This is a genomic window from Nonomuraea gerenzanensis (assembly GCF_020215645.1).
Classification (GTDB): domain Bacteria; phylum Actinomycetota; class Actinomycetes; order Streptosporangiales; family Streptosporangiaceae; genus Nonomuraea; species Nonomuraea gerenzanensis.
Genome location: NZ_CP084058.1, coordinates 93,680 through 110,732, shown reverse-complemented (window position 1 = coordinate 110,732; position 17,053 = coordinate 93,680). Strand labels below are relative to the sequence as shown.

Genomic DNA, 17,053 nt, shown 5'->3' with positions numbered 1-17,053 from the left:
CGGGCTGGGGCCGTAGGCGGTGGGGAGCGGGCCGTGGCTGGAGGCGGTGTGAGGGGTTGGGAGCGAGCCGTGGCCGGGCTGTCCTCCGTGCGCCTGCGGGCCACCGCAGCCGCCACCCTCGTGGTAGCCCTGGCCCTGGGGCTGGCGACGCTGATCCTGGTGCTGTCGCTGCGCGGCTCCCTGGTGAGCCTCGCCGACGCCGAGGCGGCCAAGAAGGCCATGGCGGCGGTCCCGTACGCGGAGACGCTGGAGGTCAAGCGGGCCGACGACGCGGAGCTGGCGGCGGGGACGCCCGCCCAGCCCCTCCCGACCGTCGCGGGCAAGGAGGGCGAGGTGCACCTGAGCGACGGCAGGGTGGCCCGGCTCGCCGACCCCGACCTCATGATCACCAAGAAGAAGGCCGCAGCGGCCACGGAGTGGGCCTCCCCCGGCGAGTACGCGGTCGCCGGCGTCGAGGTGAGGACCGCGACCGGGCCCGCCACGGTGCTGGCCCGGGTCTCGCTGGACAGCGTGCAGCAGGCGCTGCGGACGCTGTACCAGGCGCTGCTGCCCGGCGTGCCCGCCCTGCTGGCCGTGGTGGCCGGGATGACCTGGCTCTCGGTGGGCCGGGCGCTCGGGCCCGTGGCGGCCATCAGGGCCAAGGTCGCCGACATCACGGCCCGCGACCTGAACCAGCGGGTGCCCGTACCGCGCTCCAAGGACGAGATCGCCGCCCTGGCGACCACCGTGAACGGCACGCTGGACCGGCTGGAGACGGCCGTGGAGCGGCACAAGCGGTTCGTCGCCGACGCCGCGCACGAGCTGCGCAGCCCCATCGCGACGCTGCGCGCCAGGCTGGAGCTGGCCGAGCCCAGCGAGCTGACCGAGGAGGCGCTGGCCGACGTCGAGCGGCTGCAGTCGCTGGCCGCCGACCTGCTCATGCTGGCCAAGCTGGACGCGGGCGAGCCGCTGCGCGCGGCCGAGCTGGACCTGGGCCAGGTGGCGGCCGAGGCGGCGCTGCGGGCCAGGCGGCGGCCGGAGGTGCGGGTGGAGCTGGACGTCGAGCCCGACGTGGTGCTGCAGGGGTCGAGCGCGCACCTCGACCGCCTGGTGACGAACCTGGCCGACAACGCCGTCCGGCACGCGGCCTCCACCGTACGGGTCCGCGTGGCCGCCGAGGGCGGTGAGGCGGTGCTGAAGGTGTCGGACGACGGGCCGGGGATCCCGCCGGGCCAGCGGGAGGCGGTGTTCGGCCGGTTCACCCGGCTGGACGAGGCGCGGGCCAGGGACGCGGGCGGCGCCGGGCTGGGGCTGCCCATCGCGCGGGACATCGCGCTGCTGCACGGCGGGTCACTCGTGTACGGCGACGGAGGGTTCGTCGCGCGTTTCCCGCTGCGTGACGGGTGAGGCCGCGTCCGCGCCCGGCCTAGGCGTCGAGTTGCATGAAGGCGCGGGCGATGGCCTGCCTGGACACGTCCTCCGGGTACGGGAACGACTTGATCACGTCGCGCAGCCCCTCCACGTGCGCCCGCTTGGCCAGGTCGGCCACCAGGGCCAGCTCGTCGTACTGCCCCAGCACGTAGTCCCGGCCCACCACCGCGCCGTGCCCCGGCACGATCACCGGCTCGGGCATCTCGTTGAGCATCGCCGCCACGGTCGCCGGCCAGTCGAGCGGGTAGGAGTCGCCGAACGCCGGGGGCGCCCCCTCCTCCACCAGGTCACCGGCGAACACCACGCCCGCGTCCGGCACGTGCGCCACCACGTCGTTGCTGCTGTGCCCGAGCCCGAAGTACCGCAGGTGCACGATCCGCCCGCCGATGTCCAGGCTGGCCGCGGTCGTGAAGGTGTGGTCGGGCGGCACGATGACCACCTCCTCCAGCTCCGCGCGCTGCTCGGGACGCCGCTCGATCAGGTGGGCGCGCTGCTCCTCGCCGTCGCGCTCGATCTCCTCGGCGCACCTGGCGTGACCCCAGATCTCGGCGCCGCGGAAGAGCGCGTTGCCGTAGTAGTGGTCGAAGTGGGAATGGCTGTTGACGACCGTCCACGGGAAGGCGGTGATCGCCCTGATGGCCTCGATCAGGTCGGCGGCCTCCCGGTGTGAGGCGCGCGTGTCCAGCACCAGGCAGTGGCCGTCACCCACGACCAGGCCCACGTTCATGTCGTACGACCGATGACGCCGGACGTAAACCCGGTCGCCTACCTCCCGCCACTGCTCGTTCATGGCACCCGACTCTAACTTTTGAACGCTACTTTTAGGATCGTTGCATGGCATATGACTTCCAGGTCGTCATCGACTCGGACGACCCGCACCCCCTTGCCGACTGGTGGGCCGACGCGCTCGGCTGGCAGGTCGAGGCGCAGGACGAGGCGGTCATCAAGGAGTTGATCGAGAAGGGGCACGCCCGCGAGGACGACACGACCACCTACAACGGCGCGCTGGTGTGGAAGGCGGGCGCGGCCATCAGGCACCCCGACGGCCTCGAACGGGCCCCGCGCGTGCTGTTCCAGCTGGTGCCCGAGCCCAAGTCGGTCAAGAACCGCGCGCACCTCGACATCCGCGTCGGCGCCGGCAACATCGAGCAGGAGGTCGCCCGGCTGACCGCCAAGGGCGCCAAGGAGCTGCACAGAGGCCGCCAGGGGCCCAACTGGTGGGTCACGCTCGCCGACCCCGAGGGCAACGAGTTCTGCGTGTCCTGATCAGCCCTTCAGGTACGTCAGCACGGCCAGCACCCTGCGGTGCCCGTCGGCGGCGGGCGGCAGGTCCAGCTTGGCGAAGATGTTGGCGATGTGCTTGGCCACGGCCGCCTCGGTGACGTGCAGCTCCTTGCCGATGGAGGCGTTGCTGCGCCCCTCGGCGATCAGGCCGAGCACCTCCTGCTCGCGCGGGGTGAGCCTGGCCAGGGGGTCGCGCCGCCGCCGCAGGAGCTGGCGCACCACCTCCGGGTCCACGACCGTGCCGCCTGCCGCCACGCGGTCGAGGGCGTCGACGAACTCGCGTACGTCGCCGATGCGGTCCTTCAGCAGGTAACCGACGCCCGCGCCGCCGCCGGACTCCAGCAGCTCGGCCGCGTAGGTCTGCTCCACGTACTGGCTGAGCACCAGCACCGCCAGCCCGGGATTCCCGGCACGCAGCTCCAGCGCGGCGCGCAGGCCCTCGTCGGTGAAGCCGGGCGGCATGCGCACGTCCGTCACCACCGCCTCGGGGCGGTGCTCGGTGACCGCCTCGACCAGGGCGGGCGCGTCGCCGACGGAGGCGACGACGGTGTGCCCGAAGCGTTCGAGCAGCCCGGCGAGGCCCTCGCGGAGCAGGACGGCGTCCTCGGCGATCACCACGCGCACGGTCTCTCCTGTCGTCTCGTTCTCAGCGCGGAGTCTCGTTCTCAGCACGGAGTCTCGTTCTCAGCACGGAATCTCCGCCCGCAGGCGGGTCGGGCCACCGGGCGGGCTTGACAGGGACAGTCTCCCCTCCACCACGGCCAGCCGGTCCGCCAGCCCCGTCAGCCCCGTCCCCCGCGCCGGGTCGGCCCCGCCGGCGCCGTCGTCGCGCACCTCGACCACGAGCGTGCCGCGCTCCACCCGGCCGGTGACGGAGCCCCTGGCGGCGCCGCTGTGCTTGGCGAGGTTCGCCAGAGCCTCGGTGACCACGTAGTAGGCGGTGACCTCGACCGGGGCTGGCAGGCGGCCGGGCAGCTCCACGTCCACGTCCACGGGCACGGGCGAGCGCCCCGCCACGTCCTGTACGGCGGCGGCCAGCCCCCGGTCGGTGAGCACCTGCGAGTGCACGCCCCTGATCAGCTCGCGCAGCTCGGCCAGCGCCCGCTTGGCCTCGTCGTGCGCCTGCCGGACCAGCCGGGCGGCCTCCGAGCCCTCGGGCAGGTCCAGGCCGGCGAGGCCGAGCGACATGGACAGCGAGACCAGCCGCTGCTGGGCGCCGTCGTGCAGGTCCCGCTCGATCCTGCGGCGTTCCATCTCGAACGCGTCCACCAGCCGCGCCCGCGACCGCAGCACCTCGCTCAGCTCGGACTGCGCCGGGGCCAGGACCGCGCGGGCCATCGCCCCGCGCGCGCCGCCCCAGGCCGTGATCGTGTACGCGGCGACGGGCAGCAGCAGGACGCCGGCGACGGTGGACAGCACGCCGGCCAGCGGCGCCAGCTCGCCCTGGAGCACCGGCGTCAGGGCCAGGACCACCGGGCCGCCGATCGTGACCGACAGCATGATCAGGTCGATCCACCACAGCACGAACAGGGTCATGACCGCGAGCGCGGCCTCGCGCCCCCGCCGGTTGCGCACCCTCGGCACCGGGACGGCGTCCACCAGGCGCAGGCGCAGGCGCTCGAAGGGGGCGACGACCACCGCGGCCACGGCCAGGGCGGCCAGGCCCGCGACGACCCCCAGCGCCGTGCTGACGAGCGTGCCCGCGGCGACCGCCGCCACGACCAGCCCGGCGGCCAGGCCGGGGACGGCGCTGGCCGCGAGGTAGGCCGCGCCGCGCCACGGCCACGCGGAGGCCAGGAACGGCAGGGGCCGCCGGGTCAGGGCTTCGAGCGCGGTCCTGTTGAGCACCTTGTGACCGTATCGGCCGAGGTCAAGGGTGGTCAGTAGTGCTGAGACCACCTTTCGCGCCGGCTCGGCTCACGCGTAGGGACCGCTCGCGCCTCCGGAGACCGCCGGCGCGTGGGGCCGGGTCTCCTCGGGCCGCCGGACATAGGGCAGCACCCCGATCTGGAAGTCGTCCTCGTAGATGATCGTTCCGGGATCGGGCGAGCGCACGATGTCGTACGGGACGTCGTAGCGACGCAGCAGATCCTCCAGCGGCGCCAGCGCGGCGATGAGCCAGGCCGCGTCGGGCTTGAACCAGGGGACGGCGCGGATGGTGTTGCCGTCCGCGTAGAAGGGCGGGTACGGCAACCGCGCGATGAACCAGTCGTCCACCTGGGTGAACAGTTCGTCGTCCGCCGGCACGAGGCGACCGGCGCGGCGGAGGTGGTGACAGGCGGCGAAGATGCCCACGGGCACGCCGAGCCGTCCGTAATAGCGGACCTGGAACCGTACATAAGGGCCGCCGTCGCCTTCGCGCAGGGGTTTCCGGCTTCCATGAGTCACATTGCAGGGTCTACCCCGTCTGATCGACGCGCCCACGCAACGCCTACCTCCCGGACACGCTTGTCGCACGCCGCGGTCAGGCGTTCGCGGTGCCCCGCCGCCCGAACTGGTCCGCCACGGCGTCGAACACGGGCACCGCCGCGCCCAGGTCCGCGACCTGCGCCTTCGGCAGCCCGAGCTGCGGGTCGAAGCACTCGAACCCGGACTCGCGCTCCACCACGGACGCCGCCTCGTACAGCAGGCCGACGACCTGCCTGGCCGCCTCGCCGTGCGTCCAGTACGGCACGCTCATCTCCCAGCCGCCCTCCCAGTGGTTCACGGAGATGCCGGTGCCGTCGTGGTCGAGCTCCCAGTTCGGCGGGTAGGCGACGATGTTCACCTCGCCGAGCAGGTCGCGGATGCCGGTGACGACGCCGTCCCAGGCTTTCATGTCGGGCTGCAGGGCGGCGGGGGCCGCGGTCAGCGTCTCGTCCCAGGACCGGCCGGGGTCGCGGCGGTAGAAGTACAGGTCGTAGCTCATGGTGGACGAAGGCTACCGATCTTGGCCTCCGCGCCGGAAGTCGAGGCCCTCGAACGTGCCGGAGCGGCGCCAGCCGTCGATGAAGGTGAAGTACGCCATCGCCCCGTGCGGGTGGCCGACGCCGAGCCAGCTCTTCCTGCCGGGGTCCTGGCCCTCGTTGTTGTAGTAGCCCGGCGTGCACTCCTGGGAGCCGAGCAGCCGGCCGGTGCCCGACAGGAGGAGGTCCACCCAGCCGTCCTCGGCCTGCTCGGTGGCCTCCACCTCGGCGTACCCGTGGTCGAGCGCGTGCCTGACGGTGGCGGCGATCGTCCTGCCCGCCTCCGTCAGGTTGTGCGGGATGTTGGAGATGAGGTTGGCGCCCTGCGTCGGCTGCACGAGGAAGGCGTTGGGGAAGCCGTGCACGTGCACGCCGTGCAGCGTGCGCATGCCGTCGGCCCAGTGCTCCGACAGCCGGACGCCGCCGCGCCCGGTCAGGTCGTAGCCGGCGCGGCGGGTGTAGTCGGTGCCGACCTCGAAGCCGGAGGCGTAGATGACGCAGTCCACCTCGTACTCCCGGCCGGCCACCACCACGCCGCGCTCGGTGATGCGCTCGACGCCCTTGCCACCGGTGTCCACCAGGTGGGTGTTGGGCCGGTTGAACGCCTGCAGGTACTCGTCGTGGAAGCAGGGGCGCTTGCAGAGCTGGCGGTACCAGGCCTTGAGGCTGCTCGCGGTCTCGGGGTCGGCGACGACGGCGTCCACGCGGGCGCGGATCTCCTCCATCTTCTCGAAGTCGGAGTCCTCGAAGGCGGCCAGCATGTTCTCCTGCGTGAGCTCCTCGGGCCGCAGATGCGCGATCTTGGAGCGGAAGCGGCGGGAGAGGTCGGTCCAGCCGTCCATGACCAGGTCCTCCTCGGCGGGGGCGCCGGTCTGGTTGGCCGTGAAGTTCTCCAGCCAGCGCTGCTGCCAGCCGGGCGTGGCGATCGTGGCGAACCACTCGGGGTCGGTCGGCCGGTTGTCGCGCACGTCCACGGAGGACGGCGTGCGCTGGAAGACGTACAGCTCGCCGCAGGCCCGCGCCAGGTGCGGCACGCACTGCACGGCGGTGGCGCCGGTGCCGATGACGGCCACCCGCTTGTCGGTCAGCCGCTCCATGGGCGCGCCCGAGGGGTCGCCGCCCGTGTAGGCGTAGTCCCAGCGGCTGGTGTGGAAGGCGTGGCCGCGGAAGTCGTCGATGCCGGGGATGCCGGGCAGCTTGGGCACGTGCAGCGGGCCGATGCCCATGGCCACGAACTGGGCGGTGAACGCGTCGCCGCGGTTGGTCCTGATCAGCCAGCGGGAGCGGGCCTCGTCCCAGGTCAGGTCGGTGACCTCGGTGTGGAAGAGGGCGTTGTCGTACAGGCCGTAGTGCTTGCCGATGCGGCGGCAGTGCTCCAGGATCTCGGGCGCGTGCGCGTACTTCTCGGTCGGCATGTGCCCGGTCTCCTCCAGCAGCGGCATGTAGACGAAGGAGGCCGTGTCGCACTGCGCGCCCGGGTAGCGGTTCCAGTACCAGGTGCCGCCGAAGTCGCCGCCCTTCTCCACGATGCGCACGTCCTCGACGCCCGCCTCGCGCAGCCGGGCGCCGGTGACGAGCCCGGCGAAGCCGCCGCCGACGAACGCGACCGTCACGTGGTCGGTCTTCGGGTCGCGTTCCATGACCGGGGTGTACGGGTCGTCGAGGTAGTGGGCGAAGCGGCCGGTGAGGCGGAGGTACTGGTCGTTGCCGTCCGGGCGCAGCCGCTTGTCGCGCTCCTCGCGGTACTTGCGCCGCAGGGCCGCCTTGTCGATGGTCATGGATGTCCTCCGCGGGAGGCGACGACAGGGTGACAACCGAATTTCAGAATGTCATTCGGTAATGGCGCCGACAAGAGGCCACGCTCGCTTCATGGGCGGGATGTTCCACTATGGTGGGGTCTCGGACGCACGAGGAAGTGGATCTGTCTTGGCCCATCGCGCACTGGTCATCGCCATGTTGCCGGCGATCGGGCTGCGGGTGCTCGCCGTGCTGGGCTTCCCGCCCGCGATCCTCTTCTACGGCGACTCCTTCGCCTTCATGAAGGCGGAGCTGACGCCTGGCACCGCGCGCCCCTCCGGCTACTCCCTGCTGCTGGCGCTGCTGCGGCCCGCGCACAGCCTCACGCTGGTGACGGTCCTGCAGCACCTGCTGGTGCTGGCGCTCGCCGTGGCCCTGTACGCGCTGCTGCGCCGCCGCGGCCTGCCCGGCTGGGGGGCGGCGCTGCTGGTCACGCCGCTGCTCTACGACGAGTTCATGATCCTGCTCGAACACATGATCATGGCGGACGCCGTCTTCGTCGTGCTCGTCACGGCGGCCGTCGCGCTGATCGTCCGGCGGGTCACCCCGGCCACCGCCGCCGTGGGCGGGATGCTGCTCGGGCTGGCCGGCATCACCAGGACCGTCGGCCTGCCACTGCTGCTCCTGACCGCCGCCTACCTGCTGATCAGGCGGTACGGCTGGCGGCCCCTGGTGGCGCTGCTGGTGGCCGGGGCGATCCCGCTCGGCGCGTACGCGACCTGGATGAAGGTGGAGAAGGGCAAGTTCGGCCTCACCGAGGCCGACGGGAACTTCCTGTGGTCCAGGACCATGAGCTTCGCCGACTGCGAGATCATCAAGCCGTCCGAGCGGCTGGCCGTGCTCTGCCCCGGCATGCCGGTCGAGCAGCGGCCCTACCCGCCGCACTGGCTGTGGGAGAGCTTCTCGCCGCTGCTCAAGGTGCCGGGCACCGCCAACCGCAACCAGCTCGCCGGGGAGTTCGCGCGGGAGGCCATCCTCGCCCAGCCGGGCGCGTACCTGGGGGCGGTCGCGACCGACCTCACGCAGTTGCTGCGCTGGGAGCGCACGGGCGTGGACGAGAAGACGCCGTACAAGCTGCCCGCCGCCGAACGGCCGATCAGCGAGTCGGTACGCGCGGTGGCCGAGTCGTACGAGGCGGGCCCGGCGGCGACCCGCGTGGTGGAGCCGTACGCCGGGTGGCTGCGGGCCTACCAGCGCTTCGGCTACGTGCCGTTCCCGCTGCTCACGCTGGCCCTGGTCGCGACCCTGGCGGCGGCGCTGGTCAGGCGGCGGTGGGACGCGCTGCTGCCCGGCCTGGCCGCGCTCGCCCTGGTCGCCTCGCCGCCGTTCCTGGCGGCCTTCGACGTGCGGTACGTGATCCCGGCCATCCCGCTGATCTGCCTGGCGGCCGGGCTGACCCTGGTCAGGACGGATCGGGCGGCCCCGGCGCAGGAGCGGGAAGCGGTCAGGGCGGCCTGATCCGCTGCGTTACGGTGCCCCGCAAGGTGCCCCGCAAGGTGACGCTCACAGGTGATGCTCACAGGTGATGGGAAGCTGTGACGGAGGCCGGGCCGACGGGTGACGACCTGGTCGAGCTGCTCGCGGAGTGAGGCTGGGGGACCGTGGAGTGAGGCTAGGGGGTGACCGTGGAGGTGCCGAAGCGGGCGACGAACCGGCGCTGCCACGGGGTCTCCACCGCGTGCCGGTCGTAGTGCTCGCGCACGTAGGCCACCGCCCGGCCGGCGGGCACACCGTCGAGCACGGCCAGGCAGGCCAGCGCGGTGCCGGTGCGGCCCTTGCCGCCGCCGCACGCCACCTCCACGCGCTCGGTCACCGCCCGCTCCCACGCCTCGCGCAGCGCCCCCGCCGCGGCCTCGCGGTCGGACGGGAGCCAGAAGTCGGGCCAGCGCACCCAGCGGTGCTCCCACTCGACCCCTGGCGGCTCCTTGCCGAGGAGGTAGAGGGCGAAGTCGGGCCGCGAGCCAGCGGGGAGCGGGTGGCGCAGGCCCCTGCCGCGGACGAGGCGGCCCGATGGCAGGCGCAGCACGCCCGCGGCCGCAGGGTCCCAGGTCTCGGTCATGCGGCCGAGCGTACCCATTACGGACCGGACCGCAACGGGCTTCCGCTTTCGGCTGATCCTGCCGCGATCAGGTGCCCCGGAGGCCGGTCAGCCAGCCGCCGGCCAGCTCGGTGACGATGGCGCCGCCCCGGTCGGTGAGGTGGACGTGGTCCACGAGCAGCTCGCGGCCCCCCGCGTCGGCGATCTCGTCCCAGGAGCGCCGGAGCAGGTAGTGCTGGGCGGCGACGGTGAAGGCGAGGGGGAAGCTGAAGCCGTACGGGGAGCGGGTGCCGTGCCGCAGAACGTCCGCCATGCGCTCGTGCAGGGGCAGGTAGTCGGATCCCGTCTCGGCGGCGAGGTCCTTGACGGCGGCGTTGTAGCCGGTGAGGGTGCGGTTGATCGGGGCGCCGAGGTCCTCGCCGAGCGGGGGCAGGGACATGAGGGCGACGCGGGCGCCGGTGCCGGACTTCACCCGGTCGACGATCGCGCGCAGGTTGGCGCGGTAGTCGTCCAGCGGCACGCCGTTGCGGACGTCGTTGGTGCCGATCAGGAGCGTGACCGCGGCGGGGCGGCAGGCCACGATGTCGGTGTCGACGCGTTCGAGCAGGTCGGCGGTGGTGTTGCCGTTGCTGCCCGCGTTGACGAGCTCGTAGCCGGGGAACGCGGCGCGCAGCGCGCCCACCCAGTCGGCGCCGAGCGAGCCCTGCGTCATGCTGGCCCCGGCCGCCACGACGCGGGGCCTGGTGGCCTGCGCCGCGCAGGCGTCGGCGGGCGGGTTGGTGGCCGGGCGCAGGAAGGTGAGGTAGGCGACGGTCCCGGCGGCGCAGAGCGCGGCGGCGAGCAGCAGGCCGAGGGTGATGACGATGGGTCGCTTCACGGTCAGTACCCCAGGGAGATGGTGTGGCCGGCGGTGGCCGGGTCGTCGAGGGCGGCGATGATCGACCGCGCGCCCTCCGCGCACACCTGCCCGGCACCCCTGCCGCGCGGGCCGAGCGCCGAGATCACGGCGTCCCTGCCCGTCACGCTCGCCTCGATGGCGGCGGGCCGCATGACGTCGGCGATGACCGGGTCGAGGCGGGGGTGGTCCGAGCGGGGGTGGTCCGAGCGGGGGTGGTCCGAGCGGGGGTGGTCCGAGCGGGGGAGGCCGGCGGGGTCCCGGACGACTGCGGTGACGTGGTGCCCGGCGTCGAGCGCCTGCTCCACGACGTGCCGGCCGGTGCCGCCCGTAGCCCCGAAGACGGTGATCTTCATCTAGACTCCTTGGTTGGTAAACACTTACTAACCTGGAGCGGAGGCTAGTGAGTGTTTACTAACCATGTCAACAGGCGAGAGGGCGAAGCATGGGCACCAGAGACGTGATCCTCGACGCGGCGGCCACGGTCATGGCCGAGCAGGGCCTGGCCAACGTGACCACGCGCCAGATCGCGCGGGCCGCCGGGTTCACCGAGGCGGCCCTGTACAAGCACTTCCCCAGCAAGGCCGACCTGATGGTGGCCGTGATGCGCGAGAGATCCCCCAGCTTCGCCCCCCTCGTCGAGGCGCTGCGCGGCGGAGGCGGCGACCTGGTCACCGCGCTCACCGCCGTGGCGCGGGCGGCCATCGGCGTCTACCGTGCCGGGTTCCCCATGTTCGCCTCGGTGTTCGCGGATCCGGCGACCCTGACGGCGCACAAGGAGGAGCTGCTGCAGGAGGGGGCCGGGCCGCACAAGGCGAACGAGGCGCTGGCCGCCTACCTGCGCGCCGAGCAGGAGGCGGGCCGGGTGCGCGCCGGGGCCGACGTGCGGGCCGCCGCCGGGCTGCTGCTCGGGGCCTGCTTCCAGTACGCCTTCCTCGGGCACATGTCGCAGGCGGGCTTCCCGGACGACGAGGAGGCGGCGGCCTCGTTCGTCCGCACGCTGCTGGAGAGCCTCACCCCCACGCCGCCACCGTGTCCGCCGCCCAGCGCCTGACGCGCTCCTCGTGCCCCTCGGCCGGGAAGGTGCCGTCCAGGGCGACGTCGGCGATCGTCGTGGCGTACCCCGGCGGCGGCGTGGCGCCGGCCGGGAACGGCGGCGCGCCGGGGAAGTCGTCCGGGCCCGGGGTGTGGCCGCCGTGGCGGTGGGAGTTGAGCCGGCGGGCGCGCCGGGCCGTGGGCAGCAGGGCGGGCAGCCCGCCGCGCAGGTAGACGTGCAGCAGCGCCCACTGTGCCGGGGTGGCTGAGCCGGGGGCGCGGGACGGGTGCTGGAGGTAGTAGCAGGACACCGTGACGGCGTGCACCGGCGCCCAGGGCGGGCGCATCGAGTAGTCCAGCGTCAGCAGCTCGTGGAACAGGTCCGCGCAGGACTTCGGCGCGTCGGGAGCGCCGCATTCCGGGCACTGGGACATCGGGTCTCCTCGCTGAGCGAGCAGGCACGGTATCAGGCGCGGGCCCCGGCGTTCATCCCCGTTTCCGGCTCAGAAGAACGTCACCGAGCGGTCGTTCAGCCGGTGCCGGTGCACCCACCACAGCACCGCCTGCGCGGCGAGCAGGAACGGCAGGATCGGCAGCGCCACCATCGTGAGCCGGTCGATCGTGCTCTCCCCCGCCACCCCGTCGAGCAGCCGCCCGGCCATCAGCGCCCCGGCGGTCAGCGGCAGGCAGGCCGCGGCGAGCACCGTCCCGGCGAAGGCCGTGCCGTCCCGGCCCTTCCTCATGGCCCGCCAGGCCACGGTGACGCCGGCCGGACCGGCGAGTCCGGGGACGAGGGCGAGGGGCGCCAGGCCGGTCGCGGACGCGAGCGGGGCGGTGGCGACGAGCAGCACCAGGAGCCCGAGCGCGGCGGGCGCCAGCCGCCCGCCCGCCCGCCTGGCCCGCTCGCGCAGCTCCCCCGTCGTGCGCAGCGCCAGGAACGCCGTGCCGTGCAGGGCGAAGAGCGCGACCGTGGTGAGCGCGCCGAGCAGCCCGTACGGGTTCAGCATCCGGAGCACCCCGTCCCCCGGCTCCTGGACGGCGTTGCCCAGGAAGAGTCCGGCCGCAGCCGCGAAGACCAAGCTCGCGACCGCCTGGGTCGTCTCCCACCACCGCTGCCATCCGGGCTCCGGCCTGCGCGCGCGGAACCACATCCCGAGGTCGCGGACCAGCCACGCCGCCACCATCAGGACGATCACCGGGTACAGCGCGGTGAACAACGCGGCCTCGGCGTCCGGGAAGGTCACCGCCAGCACCCCGGCGAAGGCGATCAGCCAGACCTCGTTGGCCAGGAAGAACGGCCCGACGGCCGCGACCACGTGGCGCCGCGAGCGGGCGTCGCCGCGCAGCGCGGCCAGGAACATGCCGGCGCCGAGGGCGAACCCGTCGAGCGCGTACCAGCCGGCCAGCAGCAGGCCGACGACGAGCAGCCAGACGATCTCCATCAGCGCCCTCCGACCGGTTCCGGGTCCGCCAGGACGCCGCCGAGCACGAGGGACTCCGGCCCGCGCCGCGCGATCCTGGCGATGAGCAGGTAGCCGACGACCACCAGCGTGACGTACAGGCTCGTGAAGATCACCAGCGAGGCCAGCACGCTGGCCGCGCCGACGTCCGAGACGGCCTGGCTCGTGGGCAGCACGTCGTAGATCACCCAGGGCTGCCGGCCGACCTCGCGGACCATCCAGCCGAGGATCACGGTCAGGAACGGCAGCGGGATCGTCCAGACCCCGATCCCGAGCAGCAGCCGCCGCCGCTCGATGCGGCCCCGGCCGAGCAGCACGATGGGGATCAGCGCGAACAGCACGTACAGGTAGGCGACCGACAACATCACGGTCAGCGCGATGGGCACCCACGCGGGCGCCAGATAGTCGCCGGGGCCGTGCTCGGCGGCCATGCGCCGCGCGGCCTCCACGGCCTCGGCGCCACCCGCCAGCTTGGTCGGCTGGTTGCGCACCACCCACAGGACGGACGCGTCGCCGAAGCCGATGGTGAAGAAGGTGGCGACGTACCCGACGGTGAGGCCGAGCCGCATGGACAGGCGGAAGAAGGCGATCTCGCCGGTGCCCCGGCGGAAGTGCCAGGCGCTCACCCCGGCCATGAAGAAGCCGCCGACCATGAGCGCGGCGGGCAGGATGTGCCCCACGGCGAGCAGCGCGGCGGGGTTGGCGAACACCGCGCCGGCGTCCACCAGGCGCAGCGCGTCACCGGCCCGCTCGAAGCCCACCGGGTTCTGCAGGAACCCGTTCGCGACCACGATCAGGTACGCCGAGCCGATCGCCGCGAGCGCCACCACGTAGAAGGTCAGCAGGTGCGCCACCTTCGGCAGCCGGCCCCAGCCGAAGATCCAGAGCCCGAGGAACGTCGACTCGACGAAGAAGGCGTAGAGCGTCTCCATCGCCATCGGCGCGCCGAAGAGCTCACCGGCGAAGTGCGTCAGCCCGCTCCAGTTGAGGGCGAACTGGAACTCCAGCAACAGGCCCGAGACGATGCCCAGCCCGTAGTTGACGATGTAGATCTGTCCCCAGAACTTCGTCAGCCGCTCGTGCAGCGGGTTGCCCCGGACGACCCAGAGCGTCTGCAGGAAGGCGATCAGCGGCGCGAGGCCGAGCGTCAGTGCGACGAACAGGAAGTGCAGGCTCGTGGTGATCCCGAACTCCAGCCGGGCCAGGTCGAGCGCGTCCATGACTCAGCGCCCGGACCGCCGGAACCCCGCGAACTCGACCAGCAGCCCCAGGGCCGCGCCGCCCCCGAACGCGATGAGCTCGTCCACGCCGAGGCCGGTGTCGCGGGCCATCAGCAGGCTGACCAGCACGTTCGCGACGACGATCCCGGCGATGACGAGGATGACGAGCCGCACCGTGCGGCCGGTGGATCCGCTGACCTGTTCCGCACCCATCCTGGCACACCCCTTCTTCCGGTGTAGGCACGCTACACGTAGGCAGCCTACACGTTCGAGAACGGTGCCGCTAATCCTTGATGCGCTTCATCGTCAGATGGGAGTCGACGCGGGAGACGGCGGGCAGCGGCAGGATCTGCTGGCTGAGGAACTTCTCGTAGGCGAACTGGTCGGCGACCGCCACCCGCATGTAGTAGTCGGGCCGCCCGAACATCCGCCGGAACTCCAGCACCTCCTCCAGCGCCGCCACCCGCGACTCGAACTCCTCCACGGTCTGCAGGTCGTTGACCGCGATCTCCACCGACACCACGACCTCCAGCGAGCGGCCCAGCGCCTCGGGCGAGATCTGCGCCCGGTACCCGGCGATCACCCCGGCCTCCTCCAGGCGCTTGACCCGGCGCAGGCAGGGCGGCGGCGTCAGGCCCACCCGGCGGGCCAGCTCCACGTTCGACATCCGGCCATCCTGGGCCAGTTGGAACAATATTTCCCGATCCACTTCATCCAGAACAATAAGATTGCTCATCTGCCCGATTTCTCCTAACTCAAGAAACCATATTATGCGACATACGCACTAAAATTACTTCTCATGCGAACGCGGGATTTCACGGCGGCTGCGGCCGACACCGCCTCGGTGGGGCTGAGCCTGTTCCCCCTCGGGGTCAGCTTGGGCGTGCTGGTGGCGCACGCCGGGCTGGACTGGTGGTGGGCGACGGCGTTCACCGCGGTGATCTACGCGGGGTCGCTGGAGTTCCTGCTGCTCGGGCTGGTCGCCACCGTGACGCCGCTGGGGCAGATCGCGGTGACGGCGCTGCTGGTGAACATGCGGCACGTCTTCTACGCGCTGTCCTTCCCGCTGCGGCAGGTCCGGCCGCTCGGCCGCGTCTACGCCACCTTCGCGCTCACCGACGAGGCGTACGCGCTGACCGCCGGCGGTCGCGCCCGGGGCTGGAGCGGCGCGCGCATCCTGTGGATGCAGGCACTGTGCCAGGCCTACTGGGTCGGCGGCGCCACCGCGGGGGCGCTGGCCGGGGCGCTGGTGCCCGTCACGCTGCACGGGCTGGAGTTCGCGCTGACCGCCCTGTTCGTGGTGCTGACGATCGACGCCTGGCGCGACCGGCGCGACCTGCCGACGCCGCTGCTGGCCGCGGCGAGCTTCGCCGCCGCCGCGCTGCTGACCCCCGGCCGGCTCCTGCCGGTCGCGATGGGCCTGTTCACGGCGGGCCTGCTCATCCGGTACGCCCTGCGCCACCGGCGTCAGCCCTCGAAACCCGCCACGCGGCAGCTTCCGGCCCCCGTGCCGGCATCAGCGTCCGCCGGCCTCGAAAGGTAGAACTCGTTGCCCACCCCGCTCTACCTGGCCGCCGTCGTCGCCGTCAGCACCGCGATCACCTGGGGCCTGCGCGCCCTGCCCTTCGCCGTGCTGGGCCCGCTGCGCCGCTCGTCCGTCCTGCAGTTCCTTGCTGTGCAGATGCCCACCGGCATCATGCTGATCCTGGCCCTCTACACCCTGCGCGACCTGCGCCCCACCCCCTGGACCGCGATGGTGCCCACCGTCCTGGCCCTGGCGGCGGCGATCGGGCTGCACCTGAAGACCCGCAACGCGGTGGTCAGCGTGCTGGGCGCGACCGCCCTGCACGTGCTGCTGTCGACGTTCTGGCACACCGGCTGACCCGTCATCGCCCGTCGAGCGCCGCGCGGGGGTAGGGCGTCCGCTTGCTCTCGCCGACGAGCCGCTCGAAGAACTCGCCGAAGACGAGGGCGGTCGCCGCGTGCCGGTCGATCAGCTCGGCGACGGCCACGGGAAGGCGATCGCGCCGGGCGCCGCCCGCCGTCCAGTCCCGCAGGAACGCGAGGTGCTCCTCCGGCCCCCGGCCGGCCCCGGGCAGGTGGTGGCGCAGGAGATGACTGGTGGTGTAGTGCCGGTCGTAGGAGAGGTGCTCGGCCAGGAACAGGGACTCCTCCCCGGACAACGTGAACCGCTTGCTCAGCGCCAGTCCCAGGTCGGCGAAGTAGATCTCGCGGCCGTCGGTGAGCAGGTTCATGAAGTGGGCGTCGAAGTGCACGAACCCCTGCGCGCTCAGGAAACTGGTGCCGCGGGCGAGCGCCTGTTCGAGCCACGGATACGGCTCACTCGCCCGATGCCGCGACAACCAGGCGGCCAGCGTCCACGGCAGGTGCTCCATGAACAGGACGAGGCTGCGCGAGGCGGTGGCGACGGCCTCCAGCCGCCGACGCACGGCGGCGGAGCCCTCCCAGTGCGCCACGGCCCCGTCGATGCCGCCGAACTCGTCGGCGAACCCCTCCGGGGCGGCGTCCGGGAGCACCCGCCAGTGGTGCAGGAGGGGGAACCCGGCATGGGCGCCGGTCAGCACCCAGTCGCTCGTCATGACGTGGGCCGCCAGCTCCCGCCAGGCCCCGAACCCGGCCGAGCCGACCCCGTACTGGTAGAAGGTCGGCAGGCCGAAGAGGTTGGCCGTCGAGCGCACGTGCTCGGGGCGGCACTCCAGGTCGGTGAGCGGCACCCGCTTGACGAACACGCGCACGCCGGCCACCTCCAGCTCCGCCGACCGCCCGCCGATGCCGGCCCCACGCGGCTCGGCCCCCGCGACCAGCGCGGCCAGCTCCCGGTCGCTCAGCACGGCCAGGCTCGTGGACACGGCGCCGTGCGCGGACAGACGGGCCCGGTCGGGGTGCGGCATGGGCGGTCGGCTCCTCGTCGGCAGGCGGGCGGAAACGTCAGCCCACTCTCGCACGAT

At 72.8% G+C, this 17,053-nt stretch carries 21 protein-coding genes; 6 read left to right on the top strand and 15 right to left on the bottom strand.

What is annotated here, in order from left to right; translation table 11 throughout:
• Window positions 1-48: 48 nt before the first annotated feature.
• Entirely contained in the window at window positions 49-1,386 is a 1,338-nt protein-coding gene (locus tag LCN96_RS00595; protein WP_225270630.1) for a sensor histidine kinase, read from the top strand.
• A 19-nt stretch (window positions 1,387-1,405) separates the two neighbouring features.
• Here the strand turns inward: LCN96_RS00595 and LCN96_RS00590 are convergent, their stop codons facing one another.
• On the bottom strand, window positions 1,406-2,200 hold the full coding sequence (locus LCN96_RS00590) for an MBL fold metallo-hydrolase (protein ID WP_225270629.1): 795 nt from the start codon (window positions 2,198-2,200) through the stop codon (window positions 1,406-1,408).
• Window positions 2,201-2,244: 44 nt separating this feature from the next.
• On the opposite strand from LCN96_RS00590, the gene LCN96_RS00585 reads away from it, so the two are divergent.
• Complete coding sequence (locus LCN96_RS00585) at window positions 2,245-2,676, top strand: VOC family protein (protein ID WP_225270628.1); 432 nt, start codon at window positions 2,245-2,247, stop codon at window positions 2,674-2,676.
• On the opposite strand, the gene LCN96_RS00580 is transcribed toward LCN96_RS00585, so the two are convergent.
• The 5 genes from LCN96_RS00580 to LCN96_RS00560 form a co-directional block, all read right to left on the bottom strand.
• Window positions 2,677-3,318 carry a response regulator transcription factor gene (locus LCN96_RS00580; RefSeq protein WP_225270627.1) on the bottom strand — a complete coding sequence of 214 codons (642 nt, stop codon included), beginning with the start codon at window positions 3,316-3,318 and terminating at the stop codon, window positions 2,677-2,679.
• 60 nt (window positions 3,319-3,378) lie between these two features.
• Window positions 3,379-4,542 carry a sensor histidine kinase gene (locus LCN96_RS00575; protein WP_225270626.1) on the bottom strand — a complete coding sequence of 388 codons (1,164 nt, stop codon included), beginning with the start codon at window positions 4,540-4,542 and terminating at the stop codon, window positions 3,379-3,381.
• A 69-nt stretch (window positions 4,543-4,611) separates the two neighbouring features.
• Window positions 4,612-5,082, bottom strand: a complete 471-nt coding sequence (locus LCN96_RS00570; RefSeq protein ID WP_225270625.1) for a hypothetical protein — start codon at window positions 5,080-5,082, stop codon at window positions 4,612-4,614.
• Between the two features lie 76 nt (window positions 5,083-5,158).
• Entirely contained in the window at window positions 5,159-5,602 is a 444-nt protein-coding gene (locus LCN96_RS00565) for a hypothetical protein (RefSeq protein WP_225270624.1), read from the bottom strand.
• Between the two features lie 12 nt (window positions 5,603-5,614).
• Window positions 5,615-7,417: a flavin-containing monooxygenase gene (locus LCN96_RS00560; RefSeq protein WP_225270623.1), complete on the bottom strand. Its 1,803-nt coding sequence runs from the start codon at window positions 7,415-7,417 to the stop codon at window positions 5,615-5,617.
• Between the two features lie 148 nt (window positions 7,418-7,565).
• Here LCN96_RS00560 and LCN96_RS00555 point away from each other — a divergent pair, with 148 nt between their 5' ends.
• Window positions 7,566-8,894: a hypothetical protein gene (locus LCN96_RS00555; protein ID WP_225270622.1), complete on the top strand. Its 1,329-nt coding sequence runs from the start codon at window positions 7,566-7,568 to the stop codon at window positions 8,892-8,894.
• A gap of 154 nt (window positions 8,895-9,048) precedes the next feature.
• Here the strand turns inward: LCN96_RS00555 and LCN96_RS00550 are convergent, their stop codons facing one another.
• The 3 genes from LCN96_RS00550 to LCN96_RS00540 form a co-directional block, all read right to left on the bottom strand.
• The gene (locus LCN96_RS00550) at window positions 9,049-9,495 is read right to left on the bottom strand and encodes a protein-tyrosine phosphatase family protein (protein WP_225270621.1); all 447 of its coding nucleotides are present in this window, start codon (window positions 9,493-9,495) and stop codon (window positions 9,049-9,051) included.
• A 67-nt stretch (window positions 9,496-9,562) separates the two neighbouring features.
• Window positions 9,563-10,351 carry an SGNH/GDSL hydrolase family protein gene (locus tag LCN96_RS00545; RefSeq protein ID WP_225270620.1) on the bottom strand — a complete coding sequence of 263 codons (789 nt, stop codon included), beginning with the start codon at window positions 10,349-10,351 and terminating at the stop codon, window positions 9,563-9,565.
• 2 nt (window positions 10,352-10,353) lie between these two features.
• Window positions 10,354-10,725, bottom strand: coding sequence for an NAD(P)-dependent oxidoreductase (locus LCN96_RS00540; protein ID WP_225270619.1), 372 nt, complete (start codon window positions 10,723-10,725; stop codon window positions 10,354-10,356).
• An 89-nt stretch (window positions 10,726-10,814) separates the two neighbouring features.
• On the opposite strand from LCN96_RS00540, the gene LCN96_RS00535 reads away from it, so the two are divergent.
• Window positions 10,815-11,423, top strand: coding sequence for a TetR/AcrR family transcriptional regulator (locus LCN96_RS00535; protein ID WP_225270618.1), 609 nt, complete (start codon window positions 10,815-10,817; stop codon window positions 11,421-11,423).
• Here LCN96_RS00535 and LCN96_RS00530 read toward each other — a convergent pair.
• From LCN96_RS00530 to LCN96_RS00510, 5 genes are all read right to left on the bottom strand, one after another.
• Window positions 11,383-11,838, bottom strand: a complete 456-nt coding sequence (locus LCN96_RS00530; protein ID WP_225270617.1) for a DUF5946 family protein — start codon at window positions 11,836-11,838, stop codon at window positions 11,383-11,385. The genes LCN96_RS00535 and LCN96_RS00530 overlap by 41 nt on opposite strands.
• 69 nt (window positions 11,839-11,907) lie before the next feature.
• Complete coding sequence (locus LCN96_RS00525; RefSeq protein WP_225270616.1) at window positions 11,908-12,846, bottom strand: cytochrome d ubiquinol oxidase subunit II; 939 nt, start codon at window positions 12,844-12,846, stop codon at window positions 11,908-11,910.
• On the bottom strand, window positions 12,846-14,084 hold the full coding sequence (locus LCN96_RS00520; RefSeq protein WP_225270615.1) for a cytochrome ubiquinol oxidase subunit I: 1,239 nt from the start codon (window positions 14,082-14,084) through the stop codon (window positions 12,846-12,848). Before LCN96_RS00520 ends, LCN96_RS00525 begins: the two co-directional genes overlap by 1 nt.
• 3 nt (window positions 14,085-14,087) lie before the next feature.
• Window positions 14,088-14,297, bottom strand: coding sequence for a hypothetical protein (locus LCN96_RS00515; RefSeq protein WP_225270614.1), 210 nt, complete (start codon window positions 14,295-14,297; stop codon window positions 14,088-14,090).
• Between the two features lie 70 nt (window positions 14,298-14,367).
• Window positions 14,368-14,820 carry an Lrp/AsnC family transcriptional regulator gene (locus tag LCN96_RS00510; protein WP_225270613.1) on the bottom strand — a complete coding sequence of 151 codons (453 nt, stop codon included), beginning with the start codon at window positions 14,818-14,820 and terminating at the stop codon, window positions 14,368-14,370.
• Window positions 14,821-14,883: 63 nt separating this feature from the next.
• Between LCN96_RS00510 and LCN96_RS00505 the strand changes: the two genes are divergently transcribed.
• Together LCN96_RS00505 and LCN96_RS00500 are read left to right on the top strand one after the other, a co-directional pair.
• Window positions 14,884-15,627: an AzlC family ABC transporter permease gene (locus tag LCN96_RS00505; protein WP_225270612.1), complete on the top strand. Its 744-nt coding sequence runs from the start codon at window positions 14,884-14,886 to the stop codon at window positions 15,625-15,627.
• Between the two features lie 6 nt (window positions 15,628-15,633).
• On the top strand, window positions 15,634-15,966 hold the full coding sequence (locus LCN96_RS00500) for a branched-chain amino acid transporter permease (protein ID WP_225270611.1): 333 nt from the start codon (window positions 15,634-15,636) through the stop codon (window positions 15,964-15,966).
• Window positions 15,967-15,970: 4 nt separating this feature from the next.
• Here LCN96_RS00500 and LCN96_RS00495 read toward each other — a convergent pair whose 3' ends face one another.
• The gene (locus LCN96_RS00495; protein WP_225270610.1) at window positions 15,971-16,996 is read right to left on the bottom strand and encodes a protein kinase family protein; all 1,026 of its coding nucleotides are present in this window, start codon (window positions 16,994-16,996) and stop codon (window positions 15,971-15,973) included.
• Window positions 16,997-17,053 lie beyond the last annotated feature (57 nt).

Bases quoted from the DNA above. Each gene is read 5' to 3' on its own strand.
- LCN96_RS00550 (WP_225270621.1), bottom strand. From the start codon at position 9,495: ATGACCGAGACCTGGGACCCTGCGGCCGCGGGCGTGCTGCGCCTGCCA.
- LCN96_RS00495 (WP_225270610.1), bottom strand. From the start codon at position 16,996: ATGCCGCACCCCGACCGGGCCCGTCTGTCCGCGCACGGCGCCGTGTCC.
- LCN96_RS00565 (WP_225270624.1), bottom strand. From the start codon at position 5,602: ATGAGCTACGACCTGTACTTCTACCGCCGCGACCCCGGCCGGTCCTGG.
- LCN96_RS00530 (WP_225270617.1), bottom strand. From the start codon at position 11,838: ATGTCCCAGTGCCCGGAATGCGGCGCTCCCGACGCGCCGAAGTCCTGC.
- LCN96_RS00520 (WP_225270615.1), bottom strand. From the start codon at position 14,084: ATGGACGCGCTCGACCTGGCCCGGCTGGAGTTCGGGATCACCACGAGC.
- LCN96_RS00515 (WP_225270614.1), bottom strand. From the start codon at position 14,297: ATGGGTGCGGAACAGGTCAGCGGATCCACCGGCCGCACGGTGCGGCTC.
- LCN96_RS00505 (WP_225270612.1), top strand. From the start codon at position 14,884: ATGCGAACGCGGGATTTCACGGCGGCTGCGGCCGACACCGCCTCGGTG.
- LCN96_RS00510 (WP_225270613.1), bottom strand. From the start codon at position 14,820: ATGAGCAATCTTATTGTTCTGGATGAAGTGGATCGGGAAATATTGTTC.
- LCN96_RS00590 (WP_225270629.1), bottom strand. From the start codon at position 2,200: ATGAACGAGCAGTGGCGGGAGGTAGGCGACCGGGTTTACGTCCGGCGT.
- LCN96_RS00535 (WP_225270618.1), top strand. From the start codon at position 10,815: ATGGGCACCAGAGACGTGATCCTCGACGCGGCGGCCACGGTCATGGCC.
- LCN96_RS00585 (WP_225270628.1), top strand. From the start codon at position 2,245: ATGGCATATGACTTCCAGGTCGTCATCGACTCGGACGACCCGCACCCC.
- LCN96_RS00560 (WP_225270623.1), bottom strand. From the start codon at position 7,417: ATGACCATCGACAAGGCGGCCCTGCGGCGCAAGTACCGCGAGGAGCGC.
- LCN96_RS00525 (WP_225270616.1), bottom strand. From the start codon at position 12,846: ATGGAGATCGTCTGGCTGCTCGTCGTCGGCCTGCTGCTGGCCGGCTGG.
- LCN96_RS00540 (WP_225270619.1), bottom strand. From the start codon at position 10,725: ATGAAGATCACCGTCTTCGGGGCTACGGGCGGCACCGGCCGGCACGTC.